Genomic DNA, 14,108 nt, shown 5'->3' with positions numbered 1-14,108 from the left:
AGATATCTTCTCGATTTTGTTAGACGTCTCCTTTAGTCGAAATGCAAAAGTAATTTGTTTATTTGAAGAGAGGTTGATTCACTGGTTATTATGCGGCTGCATAAAAAAATGACAAAACCCAAAACACATGGTTTTGAATTTTGTCATTTGAAATTTGATGTTTCTTGTGCTTAAAGACCGTCCATCACTCGGCGAATGGCCAAGTAAATTTCTTCTATGGCTCCTACACCATGGATTTTGTTGTATTTGCCCTGCTTCTCATAAAACTCAGCTACGGGTAGCGTTTCGTTTTTGTATACCTGGATTCGGTTGTCAATTTTTGTCTCATCCTGATCGTCTACTCTACCTGAAGTTTTGCCTCGCTCGAGCAACCTCTTTTTTAGCTCTTCGTCCGGCACGTCCAATGCTATCATGCCACTGATCGAAGTATCGAAATCGTTAAGCATATCTTCTAGCGCCACAGCTTGAGCTACGGTTCTTGGAAATCCATCAAATATGAACCCTTGAGGATCAATGGTAGTAGCAATTTTATCTTTTACCATTCCGATGACCACTTCATCTGGAACTAGGTTCCCTTCATCCATGTATTTCTGAGCTAGCTTCCCTAGTTCAGTTCCTTCGCCCAAGTGCTTTCTAAATAAATCACCTGTGGAAAGGTGAACCAATTTGTACTGATCTATTATTTTTTCACTCTGCGTGCCTTTGCCAGCACCGGGAGGGCCGAATAATACGATGTTTAGCATGATTTATATATTAGTGAGTATTATTAGTGTTCTTCAAAAAAGGGGCAAATATAATAAATTAATTGGGGTGAAATCAGGGCTTCAATTGATACAAACCTGTGAGATTTCGACCCTTACTTAGATAGTCCATTCCATATCCGACCACAAAGAGGTTAGGGATTTCTTTCCCGATGTACCGAAGTTCAATGTCTTGTTTGTAGGCCTCTGGTTTGAAAAATAAGGTTGCCGTCTGAATGGACGCTGCGCCTTTACTTTCCAACAGACCCATAATATGCGCTAAAGTGGTTCCGCTATCTACAATATCCTCAACAATTAAAATATGCTTATCAGCGAGGTCTTCATTGATTCCAATTAGGTCTTTTACATTTCCTGTTGACGATGTACCATCATAGGATGCAAACTTCAAAAAACTAATTTCCGGATCTGAAGTCATATATTTGGCTAGGTCAGCAACAAACAAAAATGAGCCGTTAAGGATGCCCAAAATGAGCAAATCTTTTCCTGCATAATCTCTATCAATCTGCGCTGCTAAAGATTGAACATAAGATTGAATTTGATCCGGGGTCAAGTATTCTTCGAATTGTTTGTCTCCAATTTGGATCATAAGTGTTTCATCAAATATTTGTAAAGATTGATCATGGCGTCGATGTCGTCTTTATGTACTTTTTCGTCAGGCGAATGTACGTGATCTTCGGGAGCTCCTACAAAACACCAGTCGATTGGGTAGGGTGATTGCTGAATTTCGCGTCCGTCGCTACCTCCGCTTCTTTCCACTTCAATCTGATAGTTGACTCCAGACACCTCTGCCAACGCCACTATTTTATCAACGTATTCTTTGCGTGGAATACTCATATCCCTGAGTGATATGGCTACTCCATTGCCGTGAGTTACTCCTTCGGTTACCCATGTAATATCAGACACGAGTGCTTGCTTGATTTGATAATTTTCATACATCCATTTGCACAGAAATGGTACTGTACCTCCTCCATGTTCTTCCCAGCAAGAAAATACGATTAGCCCATCTTCGAGTGTCTCGGCTACCTTCAAAGCACTAAATACTCCTAGGCGATTGTCCAGATAGCAAGATTGAACATAGTCATCTGTATTTCTAAAGTCAGACTTAAAAACAAGATCTGTACCCGACTCTATTCCTCTCCCGAAGTCATAGAATAGATCTCCTTCTTCAACTTTTAGCTTGCATTCGATTGGCCCCATGGCATCGTGGCCTACCAGCGAATAGCCCGTTTCAGTTTCTGGACCGCCAACAGGCAGGAGTTGATTTTCATAACGAACAGTGAAGCCAATTGAATCTATATGAGCAAAAATGGCAGTTTTGGGCTTGCCAAATTTCAAAATCAAACAATCCTGAAATTCCTCTCCATAAACCAATTCGGGTTGCACCTTCCAGTTTTCTTTATTCGTGTTGACATAGTCAATGAGAAATTTGGTCATTGCAGATTCATTACCTGAAGGGGCGAAGGTGCTACAAAGTGTTTTTAATAAAGTAATATCAGATGCCTGCATGTATTGTTTTGAAAATCGAAGCACAAAAATCATTGTTTTTGACCTAAATCAAACAGGTGCGAGTAATTTTACCGTTGAATTCAATTTTTTATGATCGAAGAAATCCTCAAGTATCTCCTAATCTATAGTTCCAGCGGCATCAAATTCGTGTTTGGGCCAGTATTCGGTGCTTCTTTCGGTTATAGTGTTTTCTTCACCGGTACGCTGACTATTTTGGGGATGATGACAACCGTGTACATATTCACCTATTTTGGCACCTATATCCGACATTTTACGCAGCGTGTTTTTCGATCAAAAGACAAAAAGATATTTACCAAGAAAAACAGAAAATATGTAGAGCTGTGGTTGAAGTATGGAGTGGCTGGTATGTCATTTCTGACTCCTGTGCTTCTTTCTCCCTTAGGTGGAGCTATTCTGGTAAATGCCTTCGGAGGACGCAAAAAAGATATCATCAAATATATGTGGGCTAGTAGTATCTTTTGGGGCTATCCAATGACTTGGGCCGTTAAGTTTGCTGGGCACATGATTCCATTTCTTAATTTGGGAGGACAGTAATTTTTCTCTGACTCAACCAATCTTTTAATCATTTTCTTACCTTTACTCACATGAGTAAACCTGAAAAGAAACTGTTCCTGCTAGATGCATTTGCACTGATTTATCGCGCGCATTTCGCTTTTAGTAAAAACCCAAGAATTAATTCAAAAGGCATGAATACCAGTGCTGTATTTGGGTTTATGAATTCTCTTTTAGAAATTCTTAAAAAGGAAAAGCCTACGCACATTGGTGTGGCATTTGACACAAGTGCTCCAACTTTTCGCCACGAACAGTTTCCTGAATATAAAGCTCATAGAGAAGAGACACCAGAAGATATCCGAACCGCTACACCAATCATTAAGGACATTTTAAAGGCATTCAATATTCCTATTCTTCAGTTGGATGGATTTGAAGCAGATGATGTCATTGGAACTTTGGCGAAGGCTGCTGCCCGCGATGATTTTGAAGTGTTCATGATGACACCGGATAAGGACTATGCTCAACTGGTGGAAGAACATATTTATCTATACAAGCCAGCTTATATGGGCAATGGCGTAGATGTGCTTGGTATACCTGAAATATTGGCCAAGTTTGATATTGAAAAAGTAGATCAAGTCCGAGACATTTTAGGTCTGGAAGGTGACGCCGCGGATAATATTCCTGGTATTCCCGGTGTTGGTAAGAAAACGGCAATCAAGTTTTTAAAGGCCTATGGAACAGTGGAGGGTCTGCTTGAAAATACGGCCGATCTGAAAGGCAAGATGAAGGAGAAAGTGGAGGAGTTTGGTCAGCAAGGAATTCTTTCCAAGGAATTGGCAACTATCAAAATTGATGTGCCTATTGAATTTAATGCTGGTGATCTCGAACATTGTGAACCAAACGAAGCGAAAGTCAAAGAGATTTTTGAAGAGCTGGAATTTAGAACTATGCTCAAAAGAATTTTTGATATTGACGATGCACCAACTATAGCCACAAAACCAGCAGCCAAGAAGAAAGCTCCTGCCCCTTCACAATTGGGATTGTTCGGTGATGCTGCTGTGGAAGTGCAAACACAAACTACCGTTCAAGAAAAGAAGAATTCAAAAAATCATAAACATGCGTATCACTGTATAGATACGCCTGAATTGAGGAAGTCATTGGTGAAGTATTTATCTCTTCAGGACGAATACTGTTTTGATACAGAGACGACCAGTGTCAACCCAGAAGAGGCAGAATTGGTAGGTATAGCATTCGCTTATGTGCCCGGAGAGGCATATTATGTGCCAGTGCCGGCTGATCAGAAGGAAGCTCAGGCCATCGTAGAAGAGTTTAGATCTGTTTTGGAGGATGAGAGTATTCAGAAAGTAGGTCAAAACCTCAAGTATGATATTCAGGTGATGAAAAATTATGGGGTAGAAGTAAAAGGCAAAATGTTTGATACCATGCTGGCTCACTATCTGATTGACCCTGAGTCCAGACATAAGATGGACGTACTGGCTGAAAACTATCTGAATTACACCGCTATTCCAATTGAAGACTTGATTGGAAAAGGGAAGTCTCAAAAGAATATGCGTGATATTCCCGTGGCTGATGTGGTCGACTATGCTGCGGAGGATGCGGATATTACACTACAGCTCAAACTCAAACTGGAAGAAGAAATCAAAGAAAGAGATCTTGAAAAATTACTTCACGAAGTAGAAGAACCTTTGAGTGTAGTGCTAGCCGATGTGGAGTATGCTGGAGTGAAAATTGATACGGAAGTCCTGGGTGAAATGTCCAAGGACCTCAATGAGCTGAGCGTGACTGCTCAGGATAAAATTTATGAATTGGCTGGTCAGGAATTCAACATTAATTCGCCTAAGCAAATGGGTGAGATTTTGTTTGACCAAATGAAATTGGTGGACAAACCAAAAAAGACCAAGACTGGACAATATGCGACTGGAGAAGAAATTTTATCCAAACTAGCAGGAGAACATGAAATAGCAGAAAGAATTCTCGAGTTTCGTGAATACCAAAAATTGAAGTCCACTTATGTAGATGCATTACCTCTTTTAATTAGTAAAAAGGATGGCCTGATCCATACCGATTATAGGCAAGCGGTAGCAGCTACAGGTAGGTTGAGTTCTAATAACCCGAATCTTCAGAATATACCGATTAGAACGGCCAAAGGGCGAGAAATCAGAAAGGCTTTTGTTCCTAGAAGCAAGGATTATACAATCTTCGCGGCTGATTACTCTCAAATAGAGTTGAGGATCATAGCTGCTTTTGCCAAAGATGAACACATGATTGAGGCCTTCAAGAAAGGCCAGGATATTCATTCTACTACTGCATCAAAGGTCTTCAATGTGCCCATGGAAGAGATGACTCCGGATATTAGACGAAAAGCTAAGGAGGTCAATTTTGGTTTGATCTATGGTATTTCAGCTTTTGGCTTGTCGCAAAATATTGGTATCTCCAGAACAGAAGCTGCGGAGATTATAGATTCTTACTTCACTCAGTTTCCGAACATCAAGCGGTACATGGATGATCAGGTGAATTTTGCCAAAGAACACGAATATGTTGAAACTATTTTGGGTCGACGTAGATACCTCAGAGACATCAACTCTAGAAACGCTACGGTGCGAGGCTTTGCTGAAAGAAACGCAGTGAATGCTCCCATCCAAGGCAGTGCTGCTGACATCATCAAAGTAGCTATGATTAATATCCATGATTGGATGAAAAAGGAAAAGCTTCAATCTAAGATGATTATGCAAGTACACGATGAATTGGTTTTCGACGCACATAAGGATGAACTTCCAATGCTTCAGAAGAAAGTGGAAGAATTAATGAAGAATGCGTTGCCGATTGATGTACCCATGGAAGTAGGTATGGGTACAGGTGATAATTGGTTGGAGGCTCATTAAATCCTTAGCCTAGAACAGTAACTACCACCTTCCTCGATCCTCCATAATCTCTATGCTCGCATAGGTAAATGCCTTGCCATGTACCTAGATTTAACCGGCCGTTAGTGATCGGAATGGAAACTGAAGAGCCAAGCAACGAAGATTTGATATGTGCTGGCATGTCGTCAGGGCCTTCATAGGTATGCCGATAATAAGGCGCATTTTCAGGTACAAATTCGTTGAAGTGACTTTCAAAATCTTGTCTTACCGTGGGGTCAGCATTTTCATTGATCGTCAAGCTGGCAGAAGTGTGCTTGATAAACACCTGTAAAATGCCAATGGAAATTTCACCTATTTCTGGAATGGCATCCAAAATTTCATTGGTAATTAGATGAAAGCCTCGGGAGCAGGGGTTTAGAGATATTTCCTTTTGAAAGTTTGGCATATCCGAAATTCTGTGTTTCCGATGATTTATCAAAATGGAGGCTTAAATAATTATTGAAGGTAAATGAAAACACATATTCCAAAATCTACGTAAATTGAAGCTTCAAAAAGCACGTTTTATTACTATAGCAGCATTTAGTCGACGGTGATTTTCAAGCGTTTCACCTGCTATGATGTTGTTTTGTTGGATTGTCTGAATCAATTTGAAATTAAACGATAGTGAAAAACTACTACGGGCTTTTGATAATGCTTTGCTTGGCTTACCCTGCCACAGGTCAGGTTCAATTTGTCGTTGAATCTTTGCCCGAAGCCACCCCTGCCCAAGATTCAATTTTTATAACTGGCACTTTTAACAATTGGAATACTACTGATCCAAAATGTTTGTTGCGTAAGCAGCCCAATGGCCAATTGGCTGTAATTCTCAACTTTTCAGAGCCAGTGATTGAATACAAGTTTACCAGGGGCAATTGGCTTAAGGTAGAAACTGGTGCCGATAATCAGTACATCCCTAATAGAACGCTAATAAATGATGGGTCTACTCAAGCGGTTTACATTCAAATTCAAAACTGGCAAGACCTAGGTGGTGCCAGAAACTTCGAATATTTAGCCTTTTACTATTTTGGCATTGCTGTTTTGTCGCTTATTCTGTTTGTACTCTCCTTTAGGATATTCAAAAAAGAAATTTCCCGACAAAGGATATTTGCTAGTATGCATGGGCTGTTGGCTTTACTTTATTTAGGCGCAGTTGCTTATTATGTTGTCAATCCAATTTGGCAGACTCACCTGAATATCCTGGGACAAATTCTCATTTTTATATGGGGGCCTATGGCCTATTTGTTGATCAGAACACTTGCAAAAAATGAGAGTTTGCCTGTGAAGTGGTTATACTTTGCGCCCACTTTTTTTGTTGTTTTGATTGCAGGGTTGAGGTTGATGAACCTCGATATTCTGTCCTTTTTCTCAAATTATGTAATAGGTCTGTTGACTTGGGGGAAATTGCTGGTAGTCGGATTCGGTTGTGTAATGACTTGCATTTTTTTGTTGAAAGCAATTTTCGATATTGAATGGAAAGTCAAGGGAAGATTGCATTGGTTTTTAAGGACGATCTTTTTGACTCATGTCGTCTGTCTGTGTTTGGTTTTTATTACATTATATTTTGATGCCTTTGAAGTATTTACCCACGAGCCAGAGGAATACAAATGGTTTTTCGTTTTGTTTTCTTTTCCAGTTTGGGTTGAAATTATTGCACTATGGAAGGACCCTCAGTTTTTTAAAGAAAAATCACAAGTCTTTCATATTGATAGGGCAGACGAGTTGCTCTCTAAGCTCAAGAGGATAATGGAGAAGGACAAAGTATATCATGAGGCTGAACTCAATGTGAATCGTCTGGCGGAGTTGATGGATACAAAACCACATATTTTGTCCAAACTTTTGAATGAGCATTTCGAGCAAAATTTCAGAGATTATGTGAATAGCTATAGGGTTCAAGAATTTATTGACCAAGCACAGGTTGGCAAACTTGAGAAACTAACTTACCTGGGCTTGGCACATGAGGTAGGATTTAATTCTAAGTCTACTTTCAACCTGGCATTCAAAAAAAACACCAATAAGAGTCCCAGAGAGTATTTTAAATCTTGCTAAATGTAAGGCATTATCCATCAATGGTTTATGATCAATTCTCCGTCGGTCGTTTTTTACGTTCTTGGACGATTTTAGAAAATAGGACGTTTTTCAAAGCCATGAAGAACACATTTGAAGACTTGATTAATAGTTAATCAGGCGGCAATTCAGTGTTGCTGTTACGTTCAAAAATCTAATCGACATGATCAAAAAAATTACATTAATGATTTGTTGCACATTTCTGTTTGCCGTGGCCAGTAGGGCGCAGGAAGATGTAATGATGCAAGCCTTTTACTGGGACCTTCCTGTGGATGAGGCTAATCTGGATGGAGACTGGTGGGATAATCTCGCCGACAAATCCACTTATCTCAAAAACGCTGGGTTCACAGGTTTATGGTTACCCTCTCCGGCTAAAGGTAACTGGGGGATTGTAGATATGGGTTATGGTATTTACGATCACTATGATTTAGGAAATTACAACCAAAAAGGCTCTATAGAGACTCGGTTTGGTAGTCGGGCTGAGCTCGAAGCTATGATTGCAGACATGCATGATACGAGTGGAGGTCAGCCTAAAATAGAAGTTTATGCGGACATTGTACTCAACCATGTCTATTCTAATGAGGAAGATGAAGAGGTCAACCCTGCTGTAAAGGCTTATACCTTTGCCGAGGCCTTTACCAATGGATCACAGCATGTGCCTTATCCATCAAACGAGATCAAATGGGTAATTCCTAATGCGAGTGCAGGGGACTACTACATCAAGATAAAAGGCTTTGAAATGGACTGGGGTGATTATGACAAACGTGGTTACGAAGTGACTATTGATTGGACAGGTTCAGGAGATAATACGACTTACTCATGGGAAAGCGAGCCTAATGGTGGAGGTGGATCTTTTGATGCCTTCCCAGGATCAGGCCAAATCATGAGAGGGTTTATTGGTTCATCTTCTGACATTGATGAATATGAAGTGACTCTGACTAGCGCTCATGACATTGTTATTAAGCTGAAGGCTATTGATAATTCGAATGGCTGGAATTGGGGTGATCAGAATCATGGTTTGTACCCTTCAGAAGTATGGTACAATGGCACTAACCTGGCGAGCACTACGCTGGAAGCTCGTACCAATACGGGTATCAGTTATGTAAATCATACCGGGACTGGCGAAGTCAATTATAGCTGGAACTATTCACACTTTCATCCTGTAGATGGAAACGACTGGTTAGGTGACTGGGGTGGAGATGAAATCATTCCGAATACAAAAGGCTTCGGCAATGACTTTAACACTTACAGTACAGTAGTAAAAGATCGTTTTCAGGATTGGGGGGAATGGTTGTCGGACGAAATTGGGTTTGATGGTTATCGATTGGATTTTGTTCGAGGGTTTCAGGCAGACTATGCTGCAGATTGGATCAATAGCTTACCGCTACTCAATGGGAACCAAAGGTTCATTGTAGGTGAATATTGGGGGTCTGATTCTAGAATTAATGACTGGGTGAATGATCTGGCCGCAGATGGTGCTGATGCTGATGGATTTGACTTTCCATTAAAGTCTTCGTTGACTGATATGTGTAATGGTAATAGCGGCTTTGACATGCGTTGGTTAAACACTGCTGGAATGGTTAGAAATGGTAACGGACACGCTTTGCCAGGGACCTCTGTTGTTACCTGGTTAGACAATCATGATACAGGTAAAGAGCATGACAAGTGGGTGACTAAAGATTGGAAAATGGGTTATGCTTATATACTGACTCATGAAGGAAGACCTTGTGTTTTTTACCCGCATTATTACAATGTGACTCTTGTTGATAATCATGATTCGAACAATACAGTAACCTCACCAGCTAGTTTACAAGAAGACATAAATAAGTTGATGTTTGTAAGGTCTACTTATTTGGGAGGAACACTCGAGGTACTCAGTGATGTGGGTAATCCATATCCATCCGGCGACGCGCATGATGTCTACGTAGCTAGACGAGGCGGAAATGGCACAAAAGATGGAGCGATTGTAGTGATCAATAACAGCAACTCCACCAAGGGACTTTGGGTTGATATTACGCCATCAGGCTGGTCTAATTGGAGCAATACCGTTCTTGTAAATGCTTTTGACAATAGTCAAACCACACAGGTGTATGGTAGCGGAAGAGCTTGGGTGGAGGCTCCAGCTCGTGGCTATGCGGTCTATGTAAAACAAGGAGAATATGTAGCTTATTCAGCGCCATCAGCTAGAACAAGGGACTTGGGACTTGGAGATCAATTAGAGAATAAATTGGAGTTTAATGTTTCTGAAATTTTTCCTAATCCAGTAGTCCATGGTTTTTCAAACTTAGAGGTGGACTTACCTGAAGATGGGACTGTTTCTATTCAGGTGATAGATATATGGGGACGAATAGAAAGAGAAATTGAAGTTCAAAAATCTGCTGGCCATCATACCATTCGAATGGATTTACAAACCTTACGTACCGGCTACTATCTCTACAAATTTGCTTACGGAGATCGTGTAACTCAAACCAAGCCGTTTCTGGTAAAAAACTAGAATCAAACCGTTTCAAAAGGTTAAGCTCCTTGGATTTTTCCAAGGAGCCTTTTTTATAAATTTTCGAGTAAAAAATCCATCATCATCGTATATAGATGCACCTTGGTTTTCTTTCCAATCAACGAATGATTATTGTCCGGATAGTAGAAGGAGTCAAATTGCTTGCCTTGCATGATGAGCTCGTTTTGCAGGGTTACAGCATTTTGAAAATGCACATTGTCATCACCCGTACCATGGATCAGAAGATATTCAGATCTTAATTTTCCAGCATTTCGAACGATTGAATACTCGTTGTATCCTTCAGGGTTGTCTTGAGGTCTTCTCAAATATCTTTCTGAATAGATAGTATCATAATACTTCCAGAGAAATGGAGAAACTGCGATGCCAGCTTTGAATAGGTCTGGTCCGGTTTCTAAAGCCAAAGTGGAAATATATCCACCATAACTCCACCCCCAGATACCGATTCGGCTCTTGTCAACAAAGGACAGTGAACCCAAATATTTGGCAGCGGCAACCTGATCTTCAGCCTCCAACTTCCCCATTTTCATGTAAGTCATTTTTTTAAATTCCTCACTCTTTCCTCCAGTTCCGCGGCAGTCTATACCCACTATGATATAACCCTTCTGAGCGAGTAGTTGATGCCACATGAAGTGCTTGTCTCCGTACCAATCATTTTTGATGCGTTGTTTGCCTGGGCCACTGTATTGATATAGCAGCAACGGGTATCTTTTGGTGCTGTCCATGTTGGCAGGCTGAATCATGTAGGCATTAAGAAGTTTTTTGTCTGCTGCTTCGATTTCGAACATGATCTTTTCTGTAAGCCCATATTGAGCAGTGGTTTCTTTGAGCTTGGTATTGTCCTTCAACACCTTGACCAACTTATTGCCTTTGGTCATGTATAGAGATACCTCTTTGGGACTTGCAGCGGAGCTATTAAAACTGATGTAATATTTGAAATCTTTGCTTATGTCGGCTGTGTTTACTCCAGGTTTGGTGCTGAGCTGAATTTTTCCTTTTCCCTTAAAGTCTACGCGATAGACATGACGTTCTGTCGAACCATTTTCGGTGGAGGTATAGTACAGTATCGGTGTTTTGGTTCGCTGATCTAAGGCGAGAAGTTTCTCAGCATTAAAAGCCCCAGAGGTGGCTTTGTATTCGAGCTGCCCATCCATTCGATGAATATAAAAGTGTTTGTACCCCTCTCGTTCTGAGGACATCAGAAAGTGCGTGCCATTGTCCAAATAGATCCACTCGTTTGTATAGGTGGCGTGAATGTAAGTTTTGCTTTTATCCGTCAATATGTTGGTGGCGGATTTGAACTTGGTGCTGTAGTGAAAAATATCCTGCTTGTTTTGCAGGCGATTGAGTCGTTTTATTGCCAAAATATCTGGGTTTTTGGTCCATTGGATATTTGGAATATAAATGTCGGTTTCTTCTCCTAGATCTACAGTCTGCGTAGTATTATCCTTGAGATTATAGATTTTGATGGTCACCGTGGAGTTTTTCTCTCCTGCCTTTGGGTATTTGTATCTGTAGTCTCGTGGATAGAGCGCCCCGCTGTCCCAATATTGCAGATTGTACTCCTTTACTTCACTTTCGTCGAACCGATAAAAGGCCAAATTTTCGGAATTGGGCGACCAGAAGAAAGCTTTAGCCATGTACAGTTCTTCTTCATAGACCCAGTCGGTCGAGCCGTTGATGATACTTCCTTTTTCCCCATCTTTGGTCACCTGGTGCTCACTCATGTTTACCAGTTTCACAAAGAACAAATTGTTGTCGCGCACGAAGGCCACATTTTTGTTGTCTGGAGAAATAGTTGCATACGATTGTCTGCCATTGGGAGAAAGCCTTTTTAGCTCCTCTCCTTGAAAAGTATAGATGTAATATTCTGCGGTGAAGGATCTTCTAAAAACCTTCTGCTTGTCTGTGAGAAGCAGTACTTTTGATTCGTCAGGAGTAAAGTCGTAGTCATCAATTTTTAGATTCAATGCTTTACCATCGATAATTACTGAATCTGATTGGCCTGTAGTCACATCATATCTTAAAATCTGATTTTCCTCAAGTGCGGTATAGTACTGACCGTCATTCATCCAGTTGAGGCTTTTCATCGTTTCTTCTTTGAAAAGTCCTTTTTCATAAATATCAGAAACTGTAAGTTTCTTTTGTGCCGATGAGCATAGTGCCGTGAGCAGTAATAATACCGTGAAGTGAAGTTTCATAGTTATTGGATATTTGACTGATCACAAATATAAAATAATGAGGCAATGTGCCTAATGGAATGCCGATGATCGGTAGTTTTAGTGTTAACCTCAAATTCTATTTTATGAAATTCTATTTAACTATTGTTTTGATCTGTTTGTCTGGTCAGCTATTGGCGCAGACTGATGAGTACACCCAAAAGAAGGTAGAGAAACTGTCCAAAGACTCTCCCTTTACCAAAATTATCAATCGTGAGCTTCCTGCGACGATCGTCTATGAGGATGACAAGATTATTGCATTTGTTCCCCTTCGCCCTCAAGCACCGGTACACTACCTGATTGTGCCTAAAAAAAGAATTCCTACAATCAATAATTTAGAAGAAGAGGATGTTAATGTAGTGGGTAAAATGCATCTGGTAGCCAGGCAGCTTGCAGAAGAAAATGGCATAACAGATACTGGTTATCGATTGAGCATCAATACGAATGAGGACGCTGGCCAGAGTGTCTTTCATTTGCACATGCACTTGTTGGGTGGAATGAAGCTTGGGCCTATGGTGGATCAGTCTTATAGGAGTGGAAAAGAATAAAATACCGAAATCAGCATAGTGGCTAATTTTTGACAAGATTAAGATACAAATCGCGTCTAGCTCCTTCTTCCTCAAAAAATTCATAAACACGATTTTTCTGTCCCTTTGTAAATAGGCACATCATGTCATCATCAACGTAATCCATAAAGTTCATAAACATGTCATCGCTACCGCATGAAGACTGTGGGTGCGTGGGCTTGCCTCTATATTGTGCGTAAGCGGTTGGGGTGTCGTCTACCTCGTCTCCTTCCTCACAGTTTTCATCTCTGCCAAAAATATGGATTAGACCCAGCCAATGTCCGATTTCATGTGTGGCAGTTCTGCCGTGGATTTGAGGATGCTCTAATGGGGGTAAAGTTCCAAAGACCCTTGGGTCGATGACTACACCATCTTTCCATTCTGGCGCTTCCGGACCATTGGCAAATCCTGCCAGGCCCATTCTACCCTTTCGATCTGAAAGGTTAGCAATCCAAATATTGAGATATCGATCTCTCGGCCAGGCTGCTTGCCCCCCTCTTTCAGAGAAATACAGGTGAGCCTCTTCTTTTGGTAGGTCGCTATTTCCGTCCCACCCACTAATCTCGCTAGTGTTTCTAACAATGCCTGTGGTGGGTTCTCCGTTGGGGTCTACAGTAGCTAGATGAAATTCGATTTTTAGATCCGCAGCCAGGTGCTTAAAATTTGATGGAATATTGACCGTGTCTGCATTTTTCATTCTGAAGTCTTCATTTAGAACCTCGAATTGAGATCGAATTTTTTCGTCACTAATTTCAAAAGGCTGAGGAGAATAGTTTACCACATGTATGATAACAGGAATGTGAAGAACTGAGTCCTTCAAAATTGGTGTTGGGTTGGGTTCTTGAATTTCATCCGATTCTAAACAGGAAACGAAAAACATAGTTAAAATAATAGGTAAGAAGGAAAGCTTTGAATTCATATAGGCTTGTTTATCCTAGTGCTAAGACACAAGGAATTTTGAATGGTTGGAAAAAAAGAATGGAAAAGGGCATATCTAATATGCCCTTTCTGTATCAGCTTATTTTTTATTGTTAGGGACTCACATG

Annotated in this window: 11 protein-coding genes; 5 read left to right on the top strand and 6 right to left on the bottom strand. The window is 40.7% G+C overall.

Translation table 11 applies throughout. The features are described 5' to 3' along the window. Positions 1-170: 170 nt before the first annotated feature. The 3 genes from ACO6S2_RS01405 to ACO6S2_RS01395 all read right to left on the bottom strand — a co-directional run bounded on the left by ACO6S2_RS01405 (position 171) and on the right by ACO6S2_RS01395 (position 2,267). On the bottom strand, positions 171-743 hold the full coding sequence (locus ACO6S2_RS01405; RefSeq protein WP_422360729.1) for an adenylate kinase: 573 nt from the start codon (positions 741-743) through the stop codon (positions 171-173). Between the two features lie 73 nt (positions 744-816). Further along, a complete protein-coding gene (gene hpt, locus ACO6S2_RS01400) occupies positions 817-1,347 on the bottom strand; it encodes a hypoxanthine phosphoribosyltransferase (RefSeq protein WP_422360728.1) in 531 nt (176 codons plus the stop codon). Then, complete coding sequence (locus ACO6S2_RS01395) at positions 1,344-2,267, bottom strand: M20/M25/M40 family metallo-hydrolase (protein WP_422360727.1); 924 nt, start codon at positions 2,265-2,267, stop codon at positions 1,344-1,346. The genes hpt and ACO6S2_RS01395 overlap by 4 nt, the downstream gene beginning before the upstream one ends. 90 nt (positions 2,268-2,357) lie before the next feature. Between ACO6S2_RS01395 and ACO6S2_RS01390 the strand changes: the two genes are divergently transcribed. Together ACO6S2_RS01390 and polA are read left to right on the top strand one after the other, a co-directional pair. Further along, complete coding sequence (locus ACO6S2_RS01390; protein ID WP_422360726.1) at positions 2,358-2,822, top strand: hypothetical protein; 465 nt, start codon at positions 2,358-2,360, stop codon at positions 2,820-2,822. Positions 2,823-2,872: 50 nt separating this feature from the next. Then, positions 2,873-5,683, top strand: coding sequence for a DNA polymerase I (gene polA, locus ACO6S2_RS01385; protein ID WP_422360725.1), 2,811 nt, complete (start codon positions 2,873-2,875; stop codon positions 5,681-5,683). Between the two features lie 4 nt (positions 5,684-5,687). Here polA and ACO6S2_RS01380 read toward each other — a convergent pair whose 3' ends face one another. Then, entirely contained in the window at positions 5,688-6,107 is a 420-nt protein-coding gene (locus tag ACO6S2_RS01380) for a secondary thiamine-phosphate synthase enzyme YjbQ (protein WP_422360724.1), read from the bottom strand. Between the two features lie 218 nt (positions 6,108-6,325). Here ACO6S2_RS01380 and ACO6S2_RS01375 point away from each other — a divergent pair, with 218 nt between their 5' ends. Both ACO6S2_RS01375 and ACO6S2_RS01370 read left to right on the top strand, forming a co-directional pair. Then, positions 6,326-7,747, top strand: coding sequence for a helix-turn-helix domain-containing protein (locus ACO6S2_RS01375; protein ID WP_422360723.1), 1,422 nt, complete (start codon positions 6,326-6,328; stop codon positions 7,745-7,747). Positions 7,748-7,928: 181 nt separating this feature from the next. Further along, positions 7,929-10,259, top strand: coding sequence for a T9SS type A sorting domain-containing protein (locus tag ACO6S2_RS01370; RefSeq protein ID WP_422360722.1), 2,331 nt, complete (start codon positions 7,929-7,931; stop codon positions 10,257-10,259). 53 nt (positions 10,260-10,312) lie between these two features. On the opposite strand, the gene ACO6S2_RS01365 is transcribed toward ACO6S2_RS01370, so the two are convergent. Further along, positions 10,313-12,478 (bottom strand): S9 family peptidase, encoded by a 2,166-nt coding sequence (locus ACO6S2_RS01365; RefSeq protein ID WP_422360721.1) that lies wholly within the window; start codon positions 12,476-12,478, stop codon positions 10,313-10,315. 194 nt (positions 12,479-12,672) lie between these two features. On the opposite strand from ACO6S2_RS01365, the gene ACO6S2_RS01360 reads away from it, so the two are divergent. Next, positions 12,673-13,044, top strand: a complete 372-nt coding sequence (locus ACO6S2_RS01360; protein WP_422362430.1) for a histidine triad nucleotide-binding protein — start codon at positions 12,673-12,675, stop codon at positions 13,042-13,044. Positions 13,045-13,066: 22 nt separating this feature from the next. On the opposite strand, the gene ACO6S2_RS01355 is transcribed toward ACO6S2_RS01360, so the two are convergent. After that, the gene (locus ACO6S2_RS01355) at positions 13,067-13,981 is read right to left on the bottom strand and encodes a M43 family zinc metalloprotease (protein ID WP_422360720.1); all 915 of its coding nucleotides are present in this window, start codon (positions 13,979-13,981) and stop codon (positions 13,067-13,069) included. Positions 13,982-14,108: the final 127 nt, after the last annotated feature.

The organism is Reichenbachiella sp., assembly GCF_965233835.1.
In the GTDB taxonomy this organism is placed as follows: Bacteria; Bacteroidota; Bacteroidia; order Cytophagales; family Cyclobacteriaceae; genus Reichenbachiella.
The sequence above is the reverse complement of the archived record's forward strand: the minus strand, read 5'-3'. Positions and strand labels throughout refer to the sequence as shown.